Below are 21,801 nucleotides of genomic sequence, written 5' to 3' on the forward strand. Positions count from 1 at the left end.
GCTTCACGGCAGGGGCATCGAAAGGTTCAGGAAGACGCCGCGCTGTCGTTCGCGCACGCCGTCGTAGGGATGGCTGGAGATGCTCACGCCGTAGCGCAGCGTCATGCGCGGGCCAAGGTTCCAGCGGTGTTCGTAGCGCACGCTCCAGAGCGGGCCGGTGCCGAAGCCCGCCTGCCGGTAGCCGCCGCCGCTGACTTCGACCGCCTGGAAGAACTGGCGCTCGTCGCTCTTCCAGTTGAGCCATTGCGCGCGCACCGCAAGCTGCGCGGTCGCGTCGCTGGACGGGCTGAAGTACGCGACGTCCTGCGCGCGGCTGCGGCTGGCGTCGACGCCCAGCTTCGTCTCGAGCTGGAAGCGCGGCGTGCTGATCCAGCGCTCTCGCCAGGTGAAGTCCACGCCGTTGCGCAGGTTGCCGTCGCTGAAGTCCAGCTGTTTCCACCCGAGGTCGAAGCGGCGCGATTCGTTCACCACGTAGCCCACGCTGGCGCCGGCTTCGCGCGCGCCGACGCCTGTGACCTTCGCCTTCCACGGCAGCTCCTTGCTGTCGCCGTCGTAGGTGGCCGAGAGGCGCCAGGCGTCGCCTGCGCGGTAGTCCACACGGCCGGCGACGCTGGTGCGGTAGGGCCCGCCGTTGCCGCGCTGCACCTCGCCTTCGGCGAGCCAGCGGCCGCGTTCCCAGCGCAGGCCCAGGCCCGCGCGTGAGCGGTTCGCATCGCCGATGGACGTGTCGCCATGGCCCAGGGACTGGTCGTAGAAGACGCGCCACTGGTCGTCGATGAGGCCCGAGCTGAGCCGGCTGTCGACGCGCCATTCGCGGCTCGCGAGGGCGCTGCCGCCGGTCGATGCGCCGGCTTCGACCTCGAGCAGCGGGCCGGTGATGGCGCGGCGCTTGCGCGCGAGGTTGCGCACCTCGGCGTCGTCGCCCGCATCGGCCTCGAGCGATTCGGCGCGTCGGCGCGCTTCGGCGAATTCGCTCGCGTCCAGCAGGGCTTCGACATGGCCGGCGCGCGCGCTGATGTCGAAGGGGGCGTCGGCGGCCTGTGCCTCGAAGCGCGCGACGGCAGCCTCGGGGTGTTCGCGCAACCGTTCGGTGAGTCCGGCGCCGTAGGCGTAGCCGGCGTTCAGCGGGGCTTCGCCGGTCAGCGTCGCGAAGCTTTGTTGGGCGAGCGCGGGCTTGTCGCCGTAGAGCGCCAGCAGGCCGCGCATGCCGTTCACGTCGGTGTACTGGCTGTTGGGCCGGCGGGTTTCCGGCGCGAGTCGCAGGTAGGCGGGCGTGGCGTCTTCGATGCGCTTGAGCAGGGCCTCGGCTTCCTCGAAACGGCCGGTGTCCTGGTAGGCATAGACCAGCCCGAAATGGCTTTCGGCAGGCATCTGCAGCGCGGGGCCGGCCTTGGCGATGGCGGCTTCGTACAGCGGCACTGCATCGACCGAGCGGCGCTCCTGCGCGAAGGCGCGGGCGGCGGCCGCAAGGCCGTAGGACGGCAGTTCGATGCCGGCGGCGTTCAGCGTGCCGTAGAGCGCGATGGCGTCGGCGGGGCGCCCGCGCTCGACCAGCGCGAGCAGGCGGTCGGACTGGAGGCGAACGCGCACCGCGTGCCACTCCGGCGCGTCGGCGGGCGGGGCGGCAGTGGCTGCCGCATCGAGCCGGCTCAGCGCGACCTCCTGGTCGGCCAGCACGCGGTCCAGGGCGACCACGCGCGCGGGGCCCAGCCGTTCGTCGCGCTCCTTGATGGCCCAGCGCAGCCGCTGTCCCAGCGCCTGCTGTTGCAGCGTGGACAGCGCGATGGCCGAAAAGCTGCCCGGCTTCGCGCGCTCGGCCGCTTCGGCGTCTTCGAACGCGGACGATTCGGCGCCGCTGTCGGCCAGCAGGAAGTCGGTCTCCCGGCGCAAGTCGGACCGATCGGGCCTGAGCGCGCTGGCTTCCGAGTAGGCGGACAGCGCCTGCAGCGTGTCGCCGCCCGCCCGTGCCACGGCCCCGCGCAGTTCCAGCAGCGCGACACGGTCGCCCAAATCGGTCGGCATGGGTTGCGCGAGTTCGCGGTACAGGGCCTGCGCGCCGGCGATGTCGCCGCTGTCCAGACGCCAGAAGGCCTCGTGGATGCGGGGCTCGCGCGCTGCAGGCTGCCTGGCGCGCCATGCGGCCACGGTTTCGCCCTGCAATGCGAGATCCTTGGTCCGTCGTGCCGCGATGGCCAGCGGACCCAGTGCGTAGTCACGCAACTGGCCGGGCGGGAACTGCCTGCCCAGCGCCACGGCTTCGGCGAACCGGCCGTCGTCGGCCGCGATGGCGATGGCATCGGAGGCCAGGCGCCGCCGTGCGGCGTCGTCCAGCGTGCCCTGCGGGAGGGCGAGCCAGTCCTTCAGCTGCTGCAGCGCCTGTGCGGACGCGATGCGGCCGGCGCGCCGTTCGACGATCAATGCGTCGTGCTGCCGCGGGTTGTAGGCCACCGCACTGCGCTCGGCAGTGGGCGGCGGGTTCGTGACGGCGGATTGCGCATGCGCCTGGGACACGCCCAGGGCCAGCATGCAGACCATCGGTGGCAAGCCTCGCGTGATGCAAGCGAGGTGTAGCGACAGCGAACGGACGAGCGCGGTTTTGCGCCCAGCCGTGACCGTGTCCCCATCTTTTGGGTGGATTGACACTCTGCTCCCTGTGACTTCGCCCCCTGCGCAACCTCTTGTGCCGTCACAGGGGAAAACTTTCCAAACCGTTGAAAACTCGGCGGAAAAGTTCTTAAAAAACGACTCTAGTTGAAGCAGTTAACTAATAGTGAACAATTGTCAACACAAAGCCGAAAATGTGAACTAAAGCTCGGTTTGGTCGTTGGCCTCAGGTAAGTTGTATGCGGGTGCAACTTGGGCGTGGCAAGGCGCCGGCCTAAGATCGCCCGAATGAACGCATTACCGGTCCCCTTGCCCCGCTTCTGGTCTCAGCTCACGACACGCGACTTCGCGGCGCTCGATGCGGCAGCCACCGTGGCGGTGCTGCCACTGGGCGCCACCGAGCAGCACGGTCCGCACCTGCCGCTGGGCGTGGACACGGTGCTGGCCGACGGCATCGTGGCCGCGTCGCTGCCGCTGCTGCCGGCGCAACTGCCGGTGCTGTTCCTGCCGACCCAACAGATCGGCCTGAGCCCCGAGCACGCGCGTTTTGCCGGCACGCTCACGCTCTCGGCCGAGACGCTGATCCGCATGTGGAGCGAAATCGGCGCCGGCGTCGCGCGCGCCGGCGTGAAGAAGCTGGTGCTCTTCAATGCGCACGGCGGCCATGTGGGCGCGATGGACATCGTGGCGCGCGAGCTGCGCGCGGCGCACGGGCTCATCGTCTACAGCGTGAGCTGGTTCAACCTGCCGCTGGGCGATGCGGGCTCGCAGTTCAGCGCCGGGGAACACCGCTTCGGCGTGCACGCGGGCGAGATCGAGACCTCGATGATGCTGGCGCTGACCCCGCAACTTGTGCGCATGGGCGAGGCGAGGGATTTCCGCTCGACTTCGGAGCAACGCGCCGCCGACTACGCGATCCTCGGCAACGGCAAGAGCGCCAAGCTCGGCTGGGCGATGGAGGATTACAACGCGCAGGGCGCAGCCGGCAATGCAGCCGCGGCGACAGCAGAGAAGGGGCGGACGGTCATCGATGCGGCCGCGCAGCAACTGGCGCTGCTGCTGGCGGAGGTGTCGCGCCTGCCGCTGGCCACGGCCAACACCCAGCCGCTTCCCTGATCCGTCTTCAGGAAAAAGCGTTGCGCGCGAGCACCCCGGCGAACATGTCGGAATCGACATTGCCACCGCTCACGCTGACGCCCACCGTCTTCCCTCGCCAGCGCTCCTGCTGCTGAAGCGCGCCGGCCAATGCGGCGGCCCCGGCGCCTTCGGCCACGTTGTGCGTGTCGCTGAAAAGGATGCGCATCGCCTCGCCCACCTCGTCGTCGGTCACGGTGATCACATCGTCGGCTTCGCGCAGGATCACCTCGACCGATTCGGGCACCGGCACGCGGCAGGCCATGCCGTCGGCCAGACGCGTGCTGACCGGCGACTCGACCGGCTTGCCCGCGCGGAAGGAGTCGCGGTACGCCGTGGCGTGCGCCGACACCACGCCGATGATCTTTGTAGCCACACCGCAATGCGCGCGCGCCACGGCCGCGCCGGCAAACCCGGAGCCCAGGCCGATGGGCACGAACAGCACATCGGGCGGCGCATCCTTGAACGCGCTGAAGAACTCGACATACGCGGTCGACACGCCACGCACCAGCTCGCGATGGAACGACGGCACGCGGTGCAGCGCATCGCGCTCCGCCAGCAGGGCCGCGTGTTCCGACGCCGCCTGGAAATCGTCGCCATGCTCGACCAGCGTGACGCCGAGCGCACGCATCGCGGCGTTCTTCTCCTGCGAATTGCCGTGCGGCACCACGATGGTCGCGCCCAGCCCGTGCCGCCGCGCCGCGAAGCCGAGCGACTGGCCGTGGTTGCCGCGCGTCGCGCTGATCACGTGCCGAACCTCGGGCTGTTCGCGCGCGAGGGTCTCGAAATAGGTCAGGCCGCCGCGGATCTTGAAGGCGCCGACCGGCGTGTGGTTCTCGTGCTTGGCCCAGAGCGTTGCGCCCAGGCGCTGCGACAGCAGCGGCCAGGTGTATTGAGGGGTCGGCGGCATCGCCGCATGCACGGTGCGCTGCGCGGCTTCGATCTCTTCGCGGGTGAATTTCACAGAGGTCCTTCTTGATGGCTTATTTGCGTTCTGTCAGGGCGACCCGCACCGCCAGCGCGGCCAGCACGCTGCCCATCACGTAGCGCTGCGCGCGCAGCCAGCCGGCGCTTTGCGACAGCACCGCCGTGATGCTCGCGGCGCCGAAGATCATCACCGTGTTGACCGCCGCGCTCGTTGCCATCTGCGCCATGCCCAGCTGCATGCTCTGCAACAGCACCGAGCCGCGCTCGGGGTGGATGAACTGCGGAAAGAACGACAGGTAGAACATCGCCACCTTCGGGTTCAGCAGGTTCGTGAGAAAGCCCATGCGAAACAGCTTGCCCGGCGGATCGGCCGGAAGCGCGCGGGCCTCGAAGGGCGCATTGCCGCCGGGCCGCACGGCTTGCCATGCGAGCCACAGCAGGTACGCCGCACCGGCGATACGGATGGCATCGAACGCGAGCGGCACCGCCAAGAGCAGCGCGGTGAGTCCGAGCGCGGCGGCGAAGAGGTGCACCAGGAAGGCCATCAGCACGCCGCCCAGCGAAATCATTCCCGCGCGGCGGCCCTGGATCAGCGTGCGCGAGACGCAATAGATCATGTTCGGCCCCGGCGTGAGCGCCAGCAGCAACGAGGCGAGGGCGAACCATGCGATTTCGGTGAGGGTCAGCATGTCAAAGTCCTTTGGATTCGAGCGTGACGGGGCCGCGCGGCGTGTCGAGCACCGCGACGAGGTTCGGCGGGCCGGCGTCTACCTTCAGCGCGCCCATGCCGATGGCCGAGAGCGCGGCGGCAAGCGCAGGCGCACGCGGATGCACGACATGCAGCGAGCGCAGCGCGAGACCCGAGGTGGGCATGGCATCGACCGGATGCACCGGCCCCCACTGGATCAACGTCGGCAGCGCGCCATAGAAGAGCCGCTGGCCGTCGTCGCGCACCGTGATCTGCCATTCGAGCCGTCCGGCCGGCGTGTCGCGCGAGGCTTCGAGCAGCTGGCCGCGGTCGATGTGCGCATGCTCTTCGTGGGCCAGTGCGCGGATGGCGGCGGTGGCGTCGGGCACGCGCGCCACGAAGTGGATGAGTCGCGGACCGTGCTGTGCGAGGCCCGCCTGCAGCGCCGCATCGTCCAGATCGAACCAGCGGCGCGTGTCGGGCCGCGACGGCTCCTTGCCGGGCTCGATCGCGATGATTTCCGCATAGGCCCGCGGGAACGCATCGCTCACCACATTCAGCAGCCGGTTGTGCGTGCCCATCAGCGGATGCGCGCCGCCTGGCCCGGGCGTGACGCCGAGCGTGGCCTCGCACCACGCCACGCCTTCGGCCAGCGAAGCGGCGGCGATCACCAGGTGGTCGAGTTCGGCGTGCATGGCGAAGCTTTCGTTCAGAGCGTGACGTTGCCGTCGATGCAGGTCACGGCATCGCCACCGACCCAGATTTTTCCGTCGCCGTCGCGCTCGATGTACACGCGGCCCGCGCGGCCGAGGCACTGGCCTTGTGCCGCGAGGTAGCGCTCTGGCATGTGGCCGTCGGCGATCAGCCATTCGGCCAGGCTCGCGTTCAGGCTGCCGGTGACCGGGTCTTCCTGCACGCCGATCGGCTCGGCGAAAGCGCGCACTTCGAGATCGATCTTCGCGCCGTCGTCGTACTCGGCGGCCTTGCGGTTGCCGAAGGCGCGCGCCTCGCGGTTCGAGCGGCCGATCAGCGGCGAGATGTCGACGGCTGCGGGCACGCCTGCCACGCCGGCCTTCACACCCAGTTCCTTGAGCATGCGGTGGTCGGGCTGCAGCGCCAGCACCGCGTCGGCATCTTCGACCAGCAGGCCGAACCAGACCGGGCCGTTGTCCAGCACCTGCGCCGCGACGATCTGCTGCGCCTTCAGCCCGAGCGCACCGGCCACCTTGGCCAGCAGCGCGGGGCTCGGCGCGCTGCGCTTGAGCGGTGGCGCGGCAAAGGCCAGCCGGTCGCCGTCGCGGCGCAGCGGCACCAGGCCCGCGCCGCATTGCTGCACCACGCGGCCGGCCACCTTGGGCTTGCCGCCGGCCTCGAGCCACGCGTGGCAGGTGCCGATGGTCGGGTGGCCTGCAAAGGGCAGCTCGCCGCCGGGCGTGAAGATGCGCACGCGGTAGTCGGCCGTCGGCTCGGTCGGCGGCAGGAGGAAGGTGGTCTCGGACAGGTTGGTCCACTGCGCGAAGCGCTGCATCGCGGCGTCGTCCAGCTCCGCGCCGTCGATGACCACGGCGAGCGGATTGCCGCGGTAGGCCGTGGCGGTGAAGACGTCGACTTGCTTGAAGGGGCGGGATTTCATCGGATTCATTCGAGGGATAGATCGAGCACGCCGCGCGTGCCCGGGCGGGAGAGGAGATCGGCGTACCAGCGCTCGACATTCGGCCAACTGGGCCGGTGGTACTCAGCGGCGGGCAGCCCGAACCAGCGGTGCGCTTCGCAGCCGATGGGGATGTCCGCCATCGTGAAGCGGTCGCCGCCCATGTAGGCGCGCTGGGCGAGGTGCGCGTCGAGCATCGCGAACAGCGCTTCGCTCTCTCGCACCGAGGCCTCGATGAGCGCCGGCTGCCGCTCCGAGGGTGCCGTGCGCACCCACTGGATGAAGGCGTCGCGGCTCGCGCGGTTGAGCGTGGTCTGCTGCCAGTCCATCCAGCGCTCGGCGTCGAAGCGCGCGGGCAGTTCGCTCGGATAGAAGGTGCCGTGCGAATGCTTCGCGCACAGGTAGCGCACGATCACGTTCGACTCCCAGAGCGTCACGCGCTCGGCGCCTTCGCCGTCGTCGATGGTGGGCACCATCGCATTCGGATTGAGCGCGAGGTATTCGGGCGTCTGCACCACGCCGAACTTGCCGCCGGCCTCGGTGCGCTGGAAGTCGAGCCCGAGTTCCTGCGCGCACCACACCACCTTGCGGACGTTGATCGAGCTGATGCGGCCCCAGATGTTGAGCATGGTGTTCAGTGTCCTTGTGCGGGAAGTGCGGCCACGGCGGCGGCGGGTCGGTCGAGCATCAGCAGGCGGATGGCCAGGCCGATCATCACGAGGGCGAGCAATGTGCGTTGGAATTTCTCGGCGCCGGGGCGGCGTTGCAGCCAGCGCCCGACCTGTCCGCTGCAGGCGCCCAGCAGCGTGTTGAAAGCGAGTGCGGCCACCGACAGCACGACGCCCAGCTGCACCAGCTGCAGCGGCACGCTCCCATGCGTCGGGTCGACGAACTGCGGCAGGAACACCATGAAGAACAGCAGCGCCTTCGGATTGACGAGGTTGTTCAGGAGCGCCATGCGCACGATGCGCCCGAAGCCGGCGGGCTGGGCCTGCGCATCCATGCGAAGGCCACCGCTTCGCAGCGCCTGCACCGCGAGCCACACCAGGTACAGCGCACCCGCATAGCGCAGCACGTCGAACGACGGTGGCCAGGCAGCCACCAGCGCGGTGACGCCGGTCGCAGCGAACAGCGTGTGCACCAGGTCGGCGGCCGAGATGCCGATCGCCGCCGCGAACCCGCCGCGCGGACCGTGTGCCACGCCGTGCGAAAGCACGAAGGCCATGTTCGGTCCGGGCGAGAGGAACAGCGCCAGCACGGCGAGCAGGAAGAGCGAGAGCGTGGCGATGCCGATCATCGTTCCCGCCCCCTCACACCGGTGCGGGCGCGAGCTTGTGCTCGCCCAGCAGTTCCAGCTCTTCGCGCAGCGTGACGGCGAGTGCGGCGATGGCCGTATCGATCTCCTCCACGCTGGCCGTCACGAACGACAGGCGCAGCGTGCGCGGATCGCCCAGCCCCGCATAGAACGGCGCGCCGGGCACGAAGGCCACGTTGCGCTCGACCGCCTTGGGCAGCAGCTTCACGGTGTCGATGCCCTCGGGCAGGCGCGCCCACAGGAACATGCCGCCCTTGGGTGCGTTGAACTTCACGTCCAGGCCGGTCATCTCGCGGGTGAGCGCGGCGATCATCGCGTCGCGCTGGCGCTTGTAGAGGGCGCGGATCGTCGGCACGTGGCGGTCGAGAAAACCGTCCTTCATCACCGCCGACACCATGCGCTGCGTGAAGATCGGCGTGTGCAGGTCCACCGCCTGCTTGGCCTGCAGCAGCTTCGGATAGATCGCCTTGGGCGCGACCAGGAAGCCCAGGCGCAAGCCGGGCGCCAGCACCTTCGAGAACGAACCCAGGTAGATGCAGCCTTCGGGGTTGCGCGCGGTCAGCGGCAGCGGCGGGGCTTCGTCGAACCAGAGTTCGCCGTAAGGGTTGTCTTCGATGATCGGCAGGCCCGCCTCGGCGGCAGCGGCCGAGACGGCGGCGCGGCGCTCCTCGGTCATGGTGCGGCCGGTGGGGTTCTGGAAGTTGGGCAGCAGGTAGACGAAGCGTGCGTCCTTTGCCTTGGCGACGAGGTCGTCGACGATCACGCCGTCTTCATCGCTCGCCACGCTCATCGGGTTCGGCTCCATCGGGCCGAAGGCCTGCAGCGCGCCGAGGTACGTGGGCGTTTCCACCAGCACCTTGCTGCCCGGATCGATCAGCACCTTGGCCACGAGATCGAGGCCCTGCTGCGAGCCGGTGGTGATGAGCACCTGCGCGGGGTCGACGTTCCACGGCAGCATGTCGGCCACGGCCTGGCGCAGCGGCGCATAGCCCTCGCTCGCGGCGTACTGCAGCGCGGCCTGGCCGTCGTTGTGCAGCACTTCGGCGCAGGCATCGGCAAAAGCCTGGATCGGGAAGGTCTTGGGCGAGGGCAGGCCACCGGCCAGGCTGATGATGCCGGGGCGTTCGGTGACCTTGAGGATTTCACGCAGCACTGACGGGTTCATCTTGGCGGCGCGGGCGGCGAGTTTCCAGTTCATGGTGTTTCTTCTTTCAGGCGGGTGAGGTGAGGTTCTGTGGAATGTCGCCACGGTACACAACATGGATTTTGTTGCCGTCCGGGTCGCGCAGGTAGGCGCCGTAATAGCCCTGGCCATAGCGTGGGCGGGGGCCGGGCGCGCCTTCGTCGCGGCCGCCCCGGCGCAGCGCCGCCTCGTGGGCGGCATGAACGGCATCGGCCGAGGGCGCGTTGAACGCGACCATGCTGCCGTTGCCGACACTGGCGGGTTCACCGTCCAGCGGGATGTACACGTAGAAGCGCGGCAGTGTCTGCCCGGGCGAGACCCAGCAGGCCGACTCGGGCCCGCCATCGGGCACGACGGCGCGGCGAACGAGGCCCAACGGCGCGAGCAGCGCGTCGTAGAAGGCGGCGGCGCGCGGCAGGTCGGTGCAGCCGACGGTGATGTGACTGAACATCAGCGTCCTCCGGTGCGGACTGCGGCGGGCAGCGCTGCCGCCGGCGCGACCGGCGGTTGCGAGAGCCGCTTGCCGATGACCACGGTGGCGACCACCGCGATCGCGAAGCCCAGCGTCACCACATCGAGCGGTTCGCCCAGGATCGGGATCGACGCGAGGATCGAGAGAAAGGGCTGCAGCAGCTGCGTCTGGCTCACGCGCAGCGCGCCGCCGAGGGCCAGGCCGCGGTACCAGGCGAAGAAGCCGATCCACATCGAGAACATGCCCACGTAGACGAAGCCCAGCCACGACGCCGTGGCGATCGGCTGCGTCGGCCACAGCGCCAGCGTGGCCGGCAGTGTGAACGGCAGCGCCATCACGCAGACCCAGCAGATCACCCGCTCGGCGCCCAGCGACGGCGTGACCTGCGCGCCGTAGATGTAGCCGAACGAGGCTGCGATGACCGCGCCCACCAGCAGCAGGTCGGCCCATTCGAAGCCGAAGCCGTGCCCGCTCTGGCTTGCGCGCAGTACCGAGAACACCACCACCAGCAGGCTGCCCGCGATGGCGCAGAGCCAGAAGCCCAGCCGCGCGCGCTGGTGCAGCACCCAGGCGGCGACCGCCGCGGTGACCAGCGGCAGCAGCGCCGTCACCACCGCCGCATGGCTGGCCGTGACCACCCGCAGCGCATAAGCCAGCAGCAGCGGAAAACCGATGCAGTTGCCCAGCACCGCGATGCCCAGCGGCCTCCACTGGTGCGCGGCCGGCCGCGGCGAGCGCGTGACGAGCAGGAAGATGGCCGACAGCACACCCGCCAGCGCCGCGCGCCCGAGCGTCACGAACCATGGCGAGAGCTGCGGCGCGTCTTGCGAGCCGGTGGCCAGCCGCGTCATCGGCAGCGTGATGGCGAACATGGCGACGCCGATCACGCCGAGCCACATGCCCAGTGTTTCGTCCTTGATATTGAGCTTCTTCCTCATACGCTCACCATCCACCACGCCGTGAGCACCAGCACCAAGCCCATTGCGCGGTTGAACCACAGGAGGCGCTTGCCCTTGGCGAGCCAGTCGCGCAGCAGCGCGCCGACCAGCGCATAGGCGAAGTTGCTGGTGAAGGCATAGAACAGCATCACCGGCGCGACGATGGCGAAGCGCGAGAGCGCATCGGGCTGGCCGGCGATCCACCCGGCTACCAGCGTGAGCGCGAGAAGCCAGGCCTTGATGTTGACGAACTGCAGCATCACGCCCTGCCCGAAGCCGACGGTGAGCTTGGCGCTGTCGGCCTTGCCCAGCGTGCCGCTGCCACTCAGCTTGTAGGCCAGCCACAGCAGGTAGCCGATGCCCAGCGCCTTGATCGCCAGGCGCAGCGGCGGCACCGCCACCACCAGTGCGCCGAGGCCGGCCGCGCAGATCGCCAGCAGCAGCGTCCAGCCGATCGGCACCGCGACCACGAAGCGCATCGCGCGCGGCAGGCCGCCATTGGCCGCCAGGGCGGTGGAAAGCGTGGTGTTGGGTCCGGGCGAAAAACTCATCGCCGTGGCCAGCACCAGCAGGGCGGTGAATTCTTGCCAGTTCATGACACAGACTCTAAACTTGTGACCATTACAGTTCCAATACAGATGGCCGGACAAACAAGGCATCTGTATTGGTGAAACCATCGACACAGCCTTTCGACACCGCATGCTGACTCGCACCTCCACCCAGTCGTTGACCGGCCAGCTGGCCGACCGCTTGGCCGAGCGCATCCGCACCCGGTTGCTGCCGCCCGGTGCCCGGCTGCCCTCGGTGCGCGAATGTGCGCGGCAGCAGGGCGTGAGCCCGTACACGGTGGTCGCCGCGTATGACCAACTGCTGGCGCAGGGGCTCGTCGAAGCCCGCCGTCAGCGCGGCTTCTACGTGCGCGACTCAGCACAGACCCAGGACGGTCGTACGGCCAAGGCCTCCGACGCCGTCGGCGTGAACGACATGCCGGCGGCGATGGCCGTGCAGATGATGGCCTCGCGTGTACCGGCCGACGCGAGTTCGCTGATCCGCAGCATGTTCCACCGCCCGAGCGACAAGCCGCAGCCCGGCATGGGCGTGTTCCCGCCGGACTGGATGTCGTCCACCTTCATCCCCACGGCCGTGCGGCGCATGACCAGTACAGCGGTGCTGCAGGAACTGTCGCTCCAGTACGGCGAGCCCTCCGGCGACATGAGCCTGCGCCGCAGCCTCTCGCAGAAGCTCGTGGGCATCAACGTGCCGGCCGCACCCGACCAGATCATCACCACCATCGGCGCGACCCATGCGCTGGACATCGTGAGCCGCACGCTGCTGCGCCCGGGCGATCCGGTGATGGTCGAGGAGCCGGGCTGGGCGCTCGAATTCGCGCGGTTGGAGGCGCTGGGCATGCGCATCCTGCCGGTGCCGCGGCGCGCCGACGGGCCCGACCTGGAGGTGATGGCGCAGTACTGCGCGCTGCACAAGCCCAAGCTCTTCGTGAGCGTGAGCGTGCTGCACAACCCGACCGGCTACAGCCTCACGCCCGGGAGCGCGCACCGGGTGCTCAAGCTGGCGAACGAGCACGACTTCCACATCGTCGAGGACGACACCTACAGCCACCTCGCGCCCGAGCACGCCACGCGGCTGAGCGCGCTCGACGGGCTGCAACGCACCGTCTACGTGAGCGGCTTCGCCAAGATCATCGCGCCCAACTGGCGCATCGGCTTCCTGGCCGCGTCGCCCGCGCTGAAGGAGCGGCTGCTGGAGACCAAGCTCCTGGCCACGCTGACCTCGCCCACGCTGTTCGAGCGGGCGTTGTCGTGGTGCATCGACCAGGGCCAGCTGCGCCGGCATGCGGACCGCATACGCATCCGGCTCGACGGCGCGCGCGGGCGGGCGGTGAAGCTCGCGATGTCGCACGGCTGCACCTTCGCCTCGGAGCCGGCGGGGCTCTTCGGCTGGGTCGACACGGGTGTGGATACCGACGCGCTGACCCAGCGCATGCTCGATCAGGGCTACCTGCTGGCGCCGGGCTCGCTGTTCCATGCGCGCCGGCCGCCTAGCACGATGATGCGGATCAATTTCGCGACTTCGCAGGACGCCGCTTTCTGGAAAGTTTTCAGCAAGGTCAGAAGCGAGCTTTGAGGCCGGACGCCGGGGGCTTGGAGTAAGCTGCCAGCACAAGAAAACCCAGCCAGGAGACCTCCCGCATGACCAACGCCAGCCAACCCTTCAACTTCAGCCAGTTCGTCCCTGGATTCGACTTCCTGAAGAACCTGGCCGGAGGCGCCGCAGCGGGCACCGGCGCCGCATCGTCGGTGCCGGGCATCCCGAGCCTGGCGAGCTGGGTAGCGCCCACGCTGAGCGTGGAGGAGGTCGACAAGCGCATCCAGGAACTCAAGACCGTGCAGTACTGGCTCGAGCAGAACGGCCATGCGCTCAAGGCCACGATCCAGGCGCTCGAGGTGCAGAAGATGACGCTCTCGACCCTGCGCGGCATGAACGTGCGGATGGAAGACCTGGCGAGCGTGTTCACCAAGCAGGCTGCGGCCGCTACTGCTGCGCCCGCGCCGTCGCCCTTTGCGGCCGCCGCACCCGCTCCGGAGCCCGAGCCGGTCGAGGAAGAAGACGAAGCCGAGATCGAGGAAGAAGAAGCACCCGCGCCCGGGAAAAAGCCGCGCGGCAAGTCCGCCTCGGGCAAGTCGGCTGCAGCCGAAGGCGTGGTCGATCCGATGCAATGGTGGGGCTCGCTGACTGAGCAGTTCCAGCAGATCGCGAGCACGGCGCTGCAGGACGCGGCGCAGCTCAAGGTGCCTGCCATGGCCCAGCCGCTGGCCGATGCGGTCGGCAAGGTGATGGGCAAGCCGACGGCTGCCGCCAGGAAGCCCGCAGCCAAAACTGCGGCAAAGAAGGCGGCAATGCCCGCAGCGAAGAAAAAGACGTCGACTGCCGCCCGCAAGCGAACCACCGGCCGCCGCTGACGTCCTACACATTCCACTTTTGAAGAGAACGGGTTGGCACGCATCATGAAGTTGTTTCCCACCGGCCATGCCACCCATCCGCAATGGCGCATGGCGGCCGGCCTCGTGCTGGCCCAGTTGCGCGCGCAGATGGCCCTGCCCGACTACGCGTCGTCGCCAACGCTCGGGCTGCTCTACATCACCGACCACTACGCGGCCGAGGCGCAGGAGATCCTCGATCACCTGAGCGCCGAGCTGCCCGAGGTGACCGACTGGTCGGGAACGGTCGGCATCGGCGTTTCGGCCAACAACGCCGAATATTTCGACGAGCCGGGCATGAGCCTCATGCTCTGCGCGCTGCCGAGCGACCAGTACCGCGTGTTTTCGGGCGTGGCGCCGCTGAGCAATTCGGAGATGAGCGGGTTCGAAGCGCACACCGCGCTCGTCCACGCCGACCCCGCGACGCCCGACCTCACCGAGCTGATCGGCGAGATGGCCGGCCGCGTCGACACCGGCTATCTCTTCGGTGGGCTCTCCTCAGGTCGCGGCGGCGCGCTGCAATTCGCGGTGGGCGGCAACGGCAACATCCGCGGCCATGGCGCGGCCGGGGGCGTGTTCTCGGGCGGCCTGTCGGGCGTGGTGTTCGGCGAGGGCGTGCGGCTGGTGTCGCGCGTCACCCAGGGCTGCCAGCCGCTGCGCTCGGGCGTGCGCGAGCGCGAGATCACCGAGGCCGACGGCAACCTCCTGCTCAAGCTCGACGGCGAGCCCGCGCTCGACGTGCTGCTGGCCGACCTGCAGGTCTCGCTCGACCGCCCGCAGGAGGCCATCGACGCGGTGCGCAACACGCTGGTGGGCCTGGCCGACGCGGGCAGCGACGGCGTGCGCCGCACCGGCGACCTGGGCGCCGACGTGCTGGTGCGCCACATCATCGGCCTGGACCCGACGCGCCGCGGCATCGCGATCGCCGACACGGCCGAGGCTGGGATGCGGCTGACTTTCTGCCGCCGCAATGCGCAGGCCGCGCGGGCGGACCTGATGCGCATCTGCGCGGAGATTCGCGAAGAGCTGGAGCCCGAAGAACAGACGCTGGCCACCGCCCGTGCCGTGGCCGCCGGCGAAGCGGAGGCGGCGCCTCACCCCGCGCGCCGCATCGCGGGCGCGGTGTATGTGAGCTGTTCAGGGCGCGGTGGTCCGCACTTCGGCGCGCCCGGCGCCGAGCTGCAGATCGTGCGCCACGCGCTGGGCGATGTGCCGCTGGTCGGCTTCTTCGCCGCGGGCGAAATCGCCCGGCATCACCTGTATGGCTACACCGGCGTTTTGACGGTGTTCACCAGCAAGGATTGACGGGTCGCGATCAGGCTGCTTGCAGCACGCGCGGCTGCGGCGCCAGCATGCCCGTGAACGCGAAATCCACCTCCGGCACAAGCCCGCTCACGATCCGCGCGATCGACTTGCCCGAGCCGCAGGCGTGCGTCCAGCCGAGCGTGCCGTGGCCGGTGTTCAGGTACAGGTTCGGCAGCTTCGTCTTGCCGATCATCGGCACGTTGCTCGGCGTCGCGGGGCGCAGGCCCGTCCAGAACTGGGCCTGCTCGGTGTCGCCGGCGCCGGGGAACAGTTCCTCCACGCGCCGCACGATGGCTTCGCAGCGCACGCGGTTCAGGTCGCGGTCGTAGCCGTTGAGCTCGGCCGTGCCGGCGATGCGGAGGCGATCGCCCGATTCGGACGTGTAGCGCGAGAACACGAGCTTGAACTCGTCGTCGGTCAGCGAGACCTGGTGCGCCTTCGAGGCGTCCTTGACGGGCAGCGTCACCGAGTAGCCCTTGGCCGGATAGATCGGCAGGCGGATGCCCAGCGGCGCCGCATACAGCGGGCTGAGCGAACCCATCGCCAGCACGAAGGCGTCGCCGCGGATGCGCTGGAAGCGGCCTTCGTTGTCGGTCGCCTCGACGTGGTCGATGCTGCCGCCGGCTTCGCGCAGCGCGGTCACCGTGTGGCTCATGAGGAACTTCACGCCGGCCGCGGCCGCGAGGCCGACCAGTTCGCGCGCGAAGCGGTTGGCGTCTCCCGATTCGTCTTCAGCCGTGTAGGTGGCGCCGGCCAGCTGGGGGCGGATGTGGGCGAGGGCGGGCTCGATCTTCACCGCCTCGTCAGCCGAGATCACCAGCCGTTCGCAACCGAGGGCGCGCATCTGCTCGGCGGGCGCGAGGGCGCCGTCGAACTCCTTCTGCGTCGTATAGAAATGCAGGATGCCCTGGGTGCGCTGGTCGTAGCTGAGGCCCGTGTCGCGGCGTAACTGCTGCAGCATGTCGCGGCTGTAGGTGCCCAGGCGCACGATCTGTTCGATGTTGTGCCTCGTGCGCGCCGGCGTGCATTCGCGCAGAAACTGCAGGCCCCAGAGCCACTGGCGCATGTCGGCGCGGATGCGAAAGAGCAGCGGCGCGTCTTCCTTGCCCAGCCACTGCAGAACCTTGAGCGGTGCGCTGGGATTGGCCCACGGTTCGGCGTGGCTCACCGAGATCTGCCCGCCGTTGGCGAAGCTGGTTTCGGCGGCCGGGGTGGCCTGCCGGTCGATCACGGTCACTTCGTGGCCGAGTTGCTGGAGGTAGTAAGCCGAGGTCACGCCGAGCAGGCCGGCGCCAAGAACGATCACGCGCATTGCAAGTACCTTTGAGGTGCAGCGCTTGAATGGCGGGCGTGGTGTGCTATTGATTCAATAGCAAGCAACCGGACGCCCGCCGTCCAAGTTGCCGCTCCCCCTGTCCTCGGTACCTGAGAGATTCACCTGTTGCACTTTTGCAACGGGTTTGCTCCTTCGGTGCATCGCGATCCCTGCGGGTGCGATGGCTCTCCAGACGGCGTTTGATGTGATGCAGTACTGACCCCCTGTTCGGGCCGACCTGAGCGTTTATGGGAGTTTGCGCCTTCGGTAGGGCCACCGGGGTGGCCCGCTCTCCTGCAGTGGGGGCGATTGTAGGTGGGTACCGGCGATGCGCCAACCCCGGGGTTCGGCCCCTTGGGCCGATGGGATAATCATCCGTTCATTCGCCGGACGGCGATCGTTCGACAACAACAGGGGACCTCATGATCCTGGTAACCGGCGGCGCAGGCTTCATTGGCGCCAATTTCGTACTCGACTGGCTCGCACAGAGCGATGAACCGGTCGTGAATCTCGACAAGCTGACCTACGCGGGCAACCTCGAGACGCTCGCGTCCCTCAAGGACAACCCGAAGCACATCTTCGTGCAGGGCGACATCGGCGACAGCGCGCTGCTCGACCGCCTGCTGGCCGAGCACAAGCCGCGTGCCGTGGTCAACTTCGCGGCCGAATCGCACGTCGACCGCTCGATCCACGGCCCCGAAGACTTCGTGCAGACCAATGTGCTGGGCACCTTCCGCCTGCTCGAATCCGTACGCGGTTTCTGGAATGCGCTGCCCGCCGACCAGAAGGCGGCCTTCCGCTTCCTGCACGTGTCGACCGACGAGGTCTACGGCTCGCTTTCCAAGACCGACCCGGCCTTCACCGAAGAGAACAAGTACGAGCCCAACAGCCCCTACTCGGCCAGCAAGGCCGCCAGCGACCACCTCGTGCGCGCCTGGCACCACACCTACGGCCTGCCGGTGGTCACCACCAACTGCTCGAACAACTACGGGCCGTTCCATTTCCCCGAGAAGCTCATTCCCCTGATGATCGTCAACGCCCTGGCCGGCAAGCCGCTGCCCGTGTACGGCGACGGCATGCAGGTGCGCGACTGGCTCTACGTGAAGGACCACTGCAGCGCCATCCGCCGCGTGCTCGAAGCCGGCAAGCTCGGCGAGACCTACAACGTGGGCGGCTGGAACGAGAAGCCCAACATCGAGATCGTCAACACCGTCTGCGCGCTGCTCGACGAGCTGAGCCCCAAGGCCGGCGGCAAGCCGTACAAGGAACAGATCACCTACGTGACCGACCGCCCCGGCCACGACCGCCGCTACGCCATCGACGCGCGCAAGCTCGAGCGCGAACTCGGCTGGAAGCCCGCCGAGACCTTCGACAGCGGCATCCGCAAGACGGTCGAGTGGTATCTCGCGAACGGCGAGTGGGTGCGCAACGTGCAAAGCGGCGCGTACCGCGAGTGGGTCGAGAAGCAATACGACGCCGCACCGGCGAAGGCCTCTGCATGAAGCTGCTGCTGCTGGGCAAGGGCGGACAGGTCGGCTGGGAGCTGCAGCGCAGCCTCGCGCCTCTGGGCGAACTGGTGGCGCTCGATTTCGACAGCACCGACTTCAACGCCGACTTCAGCCGCCCCGAGCAACTGGCCGAGACGGTGCTGAAGGTGCGCCCCGACGTCATCGTCAATGCCGCGGCGCACACCGCGGTCGACAAGGCCGAGAGCGAGCCCGAGTTCGCGCGCAAGCTCAACGCCACCTCGCCCGGCGTGGTGGCCGAGGCCGCGCAGCAGATCGGCGCGCTGATGGTTCACTACTCGACCGACTACGTCTTCGACGGCAGTGGCAGCAAGCCCTGGAAGGAAGACGACGCGACCGGGCCGCTCAGCGTCTATGGCAGCACCAAGCTCGAAGGCGAGCAGCTGGTGGCTCAGCACTGCGCAAAGCACCTGATCTTTCGCACCAGCTGGGTCTATGCGGCACGCGGCGGCAACTTCGCGAAAACGATGCTGCGCATCGCCAAGGAGCGCGACAAGCTCACGGTCATCGACGACCAGTTCGGCGCGCCCACCGGCGCCGAGCTGCTGGCGGACATCACCGCGCATGCGATTCGCGCGACGCTGCAGAACCCGTCCAAAGCCGGGCTCTATCACGCAGTGGCCGGTGGCGTGACCACATGGCATGGCTATGCGCGCTTCGTGATCGAGCAGGCGAAGGCGGCGGGCGTGGAACTCAAGGCCGGCCCCGAAGCGGTCGAGCCTGTGCCGACCACTGCATTCCCGACGCCGGCCACGCGGCCGCACAACTCGCGTCTGGACACGACCAAGCTGCAATCGACCTTCGGCCTCGTGCTGCCCGAGTGGCAGTCCGGTGTCGCCCGCATGTTGCGCGAAACCTTTTGATATCCGCAGAGCAAGAGAGACACGAACACCCCATGACCAAGACGACGCAACGCAAAGGCATCATCCTCGCCGGTGGCTCGGGCACCCGTCTGCATCCCGCGACGCTGGCGCTCAGCAAGCAGCTGCTGCCGGTGTACGACAAGCCGATGATCTATTACCCGCTGAGCACCCTGATGCTCGGCGGCATGCGCGACATCCTGATCATCAGCACGCCGCAGGACACGCCGCGCTTCCAGCAACTGCTGGGCGACGGCAGCCAGTGGGGCATGAACCTGCAGTACGCGGTGCAGCCGAGCCCGGATGGTCTGGCGCAGGCGTTCATCATCGGGGACAAGTTCGTGGGGAATGACCCGAGCGCGCTGGTGCTGGGGGACAACATCTTCTATGGCCATGACTTCGCCCACCTCCTGGCCGATGCGGATGCCAAGACCTCGGGTGCGACGGTGTTCGCCTACCACGTGCACGACCCCGAGCGCTACGGCGTGGTGGCCTTCGATGCCAAGGGCCGGGCGAGCAGCATCGAAGAGAAGCCGCTCAAGCCCAAGAGCAGCTATGCGGTCACGGGCCTCTACTTCTACGACAACCAGGTCGTCGACATCGCCAAGGCCGTGAAGCCCAGCGCGCGCGGCGAACTCGAGATCACCGCGGTCAACCAGGCGTACCTCGACCTCGACCAGCTGAATGTGCAGATCATGCAGCGCGGCTATGCGTGGCTGGACACCGGCACGCACGACAGCCTGCTGGAAGCCGGACAGTTCATTGCAACGCTCGAGCATCGTCAAGGCCTGAAGATCGCCTGCCCCGAAGAAATCGCATGGCGCAATGGTTTCATCTCGACCGAGCAGCTTGAGAAGCTCGCGGCGCCGCTGGAAAAGAGCGGCTACGGCAAGTACCTCAAGCACCTGCTGAACGACGAGGTGCGTTCATGAAGGCCACGCCCACCGCAATCCCCGAAGTGATCGTGATCGAACCCAAGGTGTTCGGCGACGCACGGGGCTTCTTCTTCGAGAGCTTCAACCAGAAGGCCTTCGACGAAGCGATCGGCAAGCATGTCGACTTCGTGCAGGACAACCATTCGCGATCGGCCAAGGGTGTGCTGCGGGGGCTGCACTACCAGATCCAGCAGCCGCAGGGAAAACTCGTGCGGGTGGTGCGTGGTGCGGTGTTCGACGTGGCCGTTGACATCCGCAAGTCGTCGCCGACTTTTGGCAAATGGGTGGGTGTCGAGCTGAACGAAGACAACCACAAGCAGCTCTGGGTGCCGGCCGGATTCGCCCACGGTTTCCTGGTGCTGAGCGAGACCGCGGAATTCCTCTACAAGACCACCGACTACTACGCGCCCGCCCACGAGCGCGCGATTGTCTGGAACGACCCGCAGCTGGCCATCGAATGGCCCGCGACCGGCGTCGAGCCGCAGTTGTCGGGCAAGGACGCCGCGGCGTCGCTGCTGGCGAACGCCTCGCTGTTCGACTGATCGATCAGTGCGGCGCCGGCGGGCGCTGCGCTTCTTGTCGTGCATCGTCCGTCAGCGGCGGCAACTGCGGGTGCAGGGCCTGCGTAGGCTGGCTCGACACGTCGTAGTTGAGCCACGACAGCAGCAACTGGAACCCCAGGATGATCGGCAGGGCCGACGCCATCACCGTCCCGGCGGAGGCCACGCCACCGCTGATGCGGTTCGAGAGCAGATGCTCGGCGCCATAGAGGATGCCGAACGCCAGCAGCGGCACCGCGCACACCAGCTCCAGCGAGGCGAGCGAAAAATCCGAGACGAAATAGCGGTAGAGCACGCGCTTGAAGAAGTTGCGCGTGTTGCCCTTCAGGAACGGCGCGATCACCTTCGCCGGACTCAGGCTCGACGGCTCGCCGTCGTAGGCGGCCTTCATCGGCATCTCGGAAACCACCGCCCGCAACAGGTTCAGCCGGAACAGCATGTCGGACTCGAAGAAGTAGCGCTTCGCGATCTTTTCCGTGTCCAGTTCGGCCAGCACCCGGGTGTGGATCGCGGTGTATCCATTGGTCGGATCGAACAGTTGCCAGTAGCCGCTGGACGCCTTGGTGATGAACGAGAGCGCGACGTTCCCGATGAGGCGAAGCGGTGGCATCGCGGCCACACCGCCGGCGATATGGAAGCGGTTGCCTTTCACGTAGTCTGCCTGCCCCGAAAGGATCGGGCTGCAAAGCTGCGGGATGCGTTCCGGTGCCATCTGCCCGTCGCCGTCGATCTTGACGACGACCGATGCGCCCGTCTTCATCGCCGCGATATAGCCGGTGATCACCGCGCCGCCCACGCCCAGGTTCTCGCTGTGGAAAAGCACGGTGACCCGCGGGTCGGTGCTGTGCGCCTGCACCGTTTGGCCGGTCTGGACCGGGCAGCAGTCATCGACGACGAAGATCCAGCCGACTTCCGGGCCGATGCGCCGGACCACATCGAGGGCCAGTTCGCCCGAGCGGTAACACGGGATGACGACGGCGATGGAGGGTGAGACGGCGTTCGGTGATGGCGTCATCGGTAGACCCAGGTCTTTGAAATGAAGAACGAGACGAACGCCAGCACCAGCTCGATCCCGAGCTTGGCCGCAAGCAATCGATGGTCGGAGACATGGTGGCTTGCCAGCGTGACCAGCTCCGAACTCACCAGGGTCAGCACCAGCCACAGGACCAGCAGGCGGACGAAGCTCTTCTTGGAGGTCGATGCCGTGTTGTCGGGCTGCCTGAACGTGATGGCGCCGTTCAGCGCAAACCCGAGCAGAAGCGCGAGGAACCGGGAGAGAGAGTTCGCGATCCACGGTGTGACCGACAGCTTGAGCAGCAGGTAGAAGATCAGCGTGTCGGCGACGAGTTGCGTCACGCCGATCACGCCGAAGAGGAAGAGTTGCCGCAT

The 21,801-nt window shown here is 68.1% G+C and carries 22 protein-coding genes and 2 riboswitches; of the genes, 8 read left to right on the top strand and 14 right to left on the bottom strand.

Annotated features, from left to right (window positions below; genetic code table 11):
* Positions 1-3: 3 nt before the first annotated feature.
* Entirely contained in the window at positions 4-2,526 is a 2,523-nt protein-coding gene (gene pgaA / locus ACSFA7_RS18595; protein WP_435500735.1) for a poly-beta-1,6 N-acetyl-D-glucosamine export porin PgaA, read from the bottom strand.
* 366 nt (positions 2,527-2,892) lie between these two features.
* Here pgaA and ACSFA7_RS18600 point away from each other — a divergent pair, with 366 nt between their 5' ends.
* Positions 2,893-3,720, top strand: a complete 828-nt coding sequence (locus ACSFA7_RS18600; RefSeq protein ID WP_435500736.1) for a creatininase family protein — start codon at positions 2,893-2,895, stop codon at positions 3,718-3,720.
* A gap of 7 nt (positions 3,721-3,727) precedes the next feature.
* Here ACSFA7_RS18600 and ACSFA7_RS18605 read toward each other — a convergent pair whose 3' ends face one another.
* Genes ACSFA7_RS18605 through ACSFA7_RS18650 form a run of 10 tightly spaced genes read right to left on the bottom strand, consistent with a single transcriptional unit; the run spans position 3,728 to position 11,508 of the window.
* Positions 3,728-4,702, bottom strand: coding sequence for a threonine dehydratase (locus tag ACSFA7_RS18605; protein ID WP_435500737.1), 975 nt, complete (start codon positions 4,700-4,702; stop codon positions 3,728-3,730).
* Positions 4,703-4,721: 19 nt separating this feature from the next.
* On the bottom strand, positions 4,722-5,354 hold the full coding sequence (locus ACSFA7_RS18610) for a LysE family translocator (RefSeq protein ID WP_093441843.1): 633 nt from the start codon (positions 5,352-5,354) through the stop codon (positions 4,722-4,724).
* 1 nt (position 5,355) lies between these two features.
* The gene (locus ACSFA7_RS18615) at positions 5,356-6,048 is read right to left on the bottom strand and encodes a VOC family protein (protein ID WP_435500738.1); all 693 of its coding nucleotides are present in this window, start codon (positions 6,046-6,048) and stop codon (positions 5,356-5,358) included.
* 14 nt (positions 6,049-6,062) lie between these two features.
* On the bottom strand, positions 6,063-6,986 hold the full coding sequence (locus tag ACSFA7_RS18620; protein ID WP_435500739.1) for a PhzF family phenazine biosynthesis protein: 924 nt from the start codon (positions 6,984-6,986) through the stop codon (positions 6,063-6,065).
* Positions 6,987-6,991: 5 nt separating this feature from the next.
* Positions 6,992-7,633 carry a glutathione S-transferase family protein gene (locus ACSFA7_RS18625; RefSeq protein WP_435500740.1) on the bottom strand — a complete coding sequence of 214 codons (642 nt, stop codon included), beginning with the start codon at positions 7,631-7,633 and terminating at the stop codon, positions 6,992-6,994.
* Between the two features lie 5 nt (positions 7,634-7,638).
* The gene (locus ACSFA7_RS18630; RefSeq protein ID WP_435500741.1) at positions 7,639-8,301 is read right to left on the bottom strand and encodes a LysE family translocator; all 663 of its coding nucleotides are present in this window, start codon (positions 8,299-8,301) and stop codon (positions 7,639-7,641) included.
* A gap of 13 nt (positions 8,302-8,314) precedes the next feature.
* Positions 8,315-9,517, bottom strand: coding sequence for an aminotransferase-like domain-containing protein (locus ACSFA7_RS18635; RefSeq protein ID WP_435500742.1), 1,203 nt, complete (start codon positions 9,515-9,517; stop codon positions 8,315-8,317).
* Between the two features lie 13 nt (positions 9,518-9,530).
* The gene (locus ACSFA7_RS18640) at positions 9,531-9,953 is read right to left on the bottom strand and encodes a VOC family protein (protein WP_435500743.1); all 423 of its coding nucleotides are present in this window, start codon (positions 9,951-9,953) and stop codon (positions 9,531-9,533) included.
* Positions 9,953-10,912, bottom strand: a complete 960-nt coding sequence (locus tag ACSFA7_RS18645) for a DMT family transporter (protein ID WP_435500744.1) — start codon at positions 10,910-10,912, stop codon at positions 9,953-9,955. Before ACSFA7_RS18645 ends, ACSFA7_RS18640 begins: the two co-directional genes overlap by 1 nt.
* Positions 10,909-11,508, bottom strand: a complete 600-nt coding sequence (locus ACSFA7_RS18650; protein WP_435500745.1) for a LysE family translocator — start codon at positions 11,506-11,508, stop codon at positions 10,909-10,911. The genes ACSFA7_RS18645 and ACSFA7_RS18650 overlap by 4 nt, the downstream gene beginning before the upstream one ends.
* Positions 11,509-11,611: 103 nt before the next feature.
* Here ACSFA7_RS18650 and ACSFA7_RS18655 point away from each other — a divergent pair, with 103 nt between their 5' ends.
* From ACSFA7_RS18655 to ACSFA7_RS18665, 3 genes are all read left to right on the top strand, one after another.
* The gene (locus ACSFA7_RS18655) at positions 11,612-13,057 is read left to right on the top strand and encodes an aminotransferase-like domain-containing protein (RefSeq protein ID WP_435500746.1); all 1,446 of its coding nucleotides are present in this window, start codon (positions 11,612-11,614) and stop codon (positions 13,055-13,057) included.
* A gap of 65 nt (positions 13,058-13,122) precedes the next feature.
* Complete coding sequence (locus tag ACSFA7_RS18660) at positions 13,123-13,893, top strand: PhaM family polyhydroxyalkanoate granule multifunctional regulatory protein (protein WP_435500747.1); 771 nt, start codon at positions 13,123-13,125, stop codon at positions 13,891-13,893.
* Between the two features lie 45 nt (positions 13,894-13,938).
* Positions 13,939-15,216, top strand: a complete 1,278-nt coding sequence (locus ACSFA7_RS18665; protein ID WP_206177097.1) for an FIST signal transduction protein — start codon at positions 13,939-13,941, stop codon at positions 15,214-15,216.
* A 10-nt stretch (positions 15,217-15,226) separates the two neighbouring features.
* Here the strand turns inward: ACSFA7_RS18665 and ACSFA7_RS18670 are convergent, their stop codons facing one another.
* Positions 15,227-16,528: a D-amino acid dehydrogenase gene (locus ACSFA7_RS18670; protein WP_435500748.1), complete on the bottom strand. Its 1,302-nt coding sequence runs from the start codon at positions 16,526-16,528 to the stop codon at positions 15,227-15,229.
* Between the two features lie 90 nt (positions 16,529-16,618).
* A riboswitch (glycine riboswitch) is annotated at positions 16,619-16,734 on the bottom strand.
* 11 nt (positions 16,735-16,745) lie between these two features.
* Positions 16,746-16,838: riboswitch (glycine riboswitch) on the bottom strand.
* Between the two features lie 115 nt (positions 16,839-16,953).
* Here ACSFA7_RS18670 and rfbB point away from each other — a divergent pair.
* Genes rfbB through rfbC form a run of 4 tightly spaced genes read left to right on the top strand, consistent with a single transcriptional unit; the run spans position 16,954 to position 20,394 of the window.
* Positions 16,954-18,033 carry a dTDP-glucose 4,6-dehydratase gene (gene rfbB, locus ACSFA7_RS18675; RefSeq protein WP_435500749.1) on the top strand — a complete coding sequence of 360 codons (1,080 nt, stop codon included), beginning with the start codon at positions 16,954-16,956 and terminating at the stop codon, positions 18,031-18,033.
* Positions 18,030-18,920 carry a dTDP-4-dehydrorhamnose reductase gene (gene rfbD / locus ACSFA7_RS18680; RefSeq protein ID WP_435500750.1) on the top strand — a complete coding sequence of 297 codons (891 nt, stop codon included), beginning with the start codon at positions 18,030-18,032 and terminating at the stop codon, positions 18,918-18,920. The genes rfbB and rfbD overlap by 4 nt, the downstream gene beginning before the upstream one ends.
* Before the next feature lie 32 nt (positions 18,921-18,952).
* The gene (gene rfbA, locus ACSFA7_RS18685; RefSeq protein ID WP_435500751.1) at positions 18,953-19,849 is read left to right on the top strand and encodes a glucose-1-phosphate thymidylyltransferase RfbA; all 897 of its coding nucleotides are present in this window, start codon (positions 18,953-18,955) and stop codon (positions 19,847-19,849) included.
* The gene (gene rfbC, locus ACSFA7_RS18690) at positions 19,846-20,394 is read left to right on the top strand and encodes a dTDP-4-dehydrorhamnose 3,5-epimerase (protein ID WP_435500752.1); all 549 of its coding nucleotides are present in this window, start codon (positions 19,846-19,848) and stop codon (positions 20,392-20,394) included. The genes rfbA and rfbC overlap by 4 nt, the downstream gene beginning before the upstream one ends.
* A 4-nt stretch (positions 20,395-20,398) precedes the next feature.
* Here the strand turns inward: rfbC and ACSFA7_RS18695 are convergent, their stop codons facing one another.
* Positions 20,399-21,427 (bottom strand): glycosyltransferase family 2 protein, encoded by a 1,029-nt coding sequence (locus tag ACSFA7_RS18695; RefSeq protein WP_435500753.1) that lies wholly within the window; start codon positions 21,425-21,427, stop codon positions 20,399-20,401.
* On the bottom strand, positions 21,424-21,801 hold the full coding sequence (locus tag ACSFA7_RS18700) for a GtrA family protein (RefSeq protein ID WP_435500754.1): 378 nt from the start codon (positions 21,799-21,801) through the stop codon (positions 21,424-21,426). The genes ACSFA7_RS18695 and ACSFA7_RS18700 overlap by 4 nt, the downstream gene beginning before the upstream one ends.

Origin of the sequence: Variovorax trehalosi, assembly GCF_051216415.1 — a bacterium.
GTDB lineage: Bacteria > Pseudomonadota > Gammaproteobacteria > Burkholderiales > Burkholderiaceae_C > Variovorax.

Bases quoted from the DNA above. Each gene is read 5' to 3' on its own strand.
- pgaA (WP_435500735.1), bottom strand. From the start codon at position 2,526: ATGCTGGCCCTGGGCGTGTCCCAGGCGCATGCGCAATCCGCCGTCACG.
- ACSFA7_RS18600 (WP_435500736.1), top strand. From the start codon at position 2,893: ATGAACGCATTACCGGTCCCCTTGCCCCGCTTCTGGTCTCAGCTCACG.
- ACSFA7_RS18610 (WP_093441843.1), bottom strand. From the start codon at position 5,354: ATGCTGACCCTCACCGAAATCGCATGGTTCGCCCTCGCCTCGTTGCTG.
- ACSFA7_RS18615 (WP_435500738.1), bottom strand. From the start codon at position 6,048: ATGCACGCCGAACTCGACCACCTGGTGATCGCCGCCGCTTCGCTGGCC.
- ACSFA7_RS18620 (WP_435500739.1), bottom strand. From the start codon at position 6,986: ATGAAATCCCGCCCCTTCAAGCAAGTCGACGTCTTCACCGCCACGGCC.
- ACSFA7_RS18625 (WP_435500740.1), bottom strand. From the start codon at position 7,633: ATGCTCAACATCTGGGGCCGCATCAGCTCGATCAACGTCCGCAAGGTG.
- ACSFA7_RS18630 (WP_435500741.1), bottom strand. From the start codon at position 8,301: ATGATCGGCATCGCCACGCTCTCGCTCTTCCTGCTCGCCGTGCTGGCG.
- ACSFA7_RS18635 (WP_435500742.1), bottom strand. From the start codon at position 9,517: ATGAACTGGAAACTCGCCGCCCGCGCCGCCAAGATGAACCCGTCAGTG.
- ACSFA7_RS18640 (WP_435500743.1), bottom strand. From the start codon at position 9,953: ATGTTCAGTCACATCACCGTCGGCTGCACCGACCTGCCGCGCGCCGCC.
- ACSFA7_RS18645 (WP_435500744.1), bottom strand. From the start codon at position 10,912: ATGAGGAAGAAGCTCAATATCAAGGACGAAACACTGGGCATGTGGCTC.
- ACSFA7_RS18650 (WP_435500745.1), bottom strand. From the start codon at position 11,508: ATGAACTGGCAAGAATTCACCGCCCTGCTGGTGCTGGCCACGGCGATG.
- ACSFA7_RS18655 (WP_435500746.1), top strand. From the start codon at position 11,612: ATGCTGACTCGCACCTCCACCCAGTCGTTGACCGGCCAGCTGGCCGAC.
- ACSFA7_RS18660 (WP_435500747.1), top strand. From the start codon at position 13,123: ATGACCAACGCCAGCCAACCCTTCAACTTCAGCCAGTTCGTCCCTGGA.
- ACSFA7_RS18665 (WP_206177097.1), top strand. From the start codon at position 13,939: ATGAAGTTGTTTCCCACCGGCCATGCCACCCATCCGCAATGGCGCATG.
- ACSFA7_RS18670 (WP_435500748.1), bottom strand. From the start codon at position 16,528: ATGCGCGTGATCGTTCTTGGCGCCGGCCTGCTCGGCGTGACCTCGGCT.
- rfbB (WP_435500749.1), top strand. From the start codon at position 16,954: ATGATCCTGGTAACCGGCGGCGCAGGCTTCATTGGCGCCAATTTCGTA.
- rfbD (WP_435500750.1), top strand. From the start codon at position 18,030: ATGAAGCTGCTGCTGCTGGGCAAGGGCGGACAGGTCGGCTGGGAGCTG.
- rfbA (WP_435500751.1), top strand. From the start codon at position 18,953: ATGACCAAGACGACGCAACGCAAAGGCATCATCCTCGCCGGTGGCTCG.
- rfbC (WP_435500752.1), top strand. From the start codon at position 19,846: ATGAAGGCCACGCCCACCGCAATCCCCGAAGTGATCGTGATCGAACCC.
- ACSFA7_RS18695 (WP_435500753.1), bottom strand. From the start codon at position 21,427: ATGACGCCATCACCGAACGCCGTCTCACCCTCCATCGCCGTCGTCATC.
- ACSFA7_RS18700 (WP_435500754.1), bottom strand. From the start codon at position 21,801: ATGCGGCAACTCTTCCTCTTCGGCGTGATCGGCGTGACGCAACTCGTC.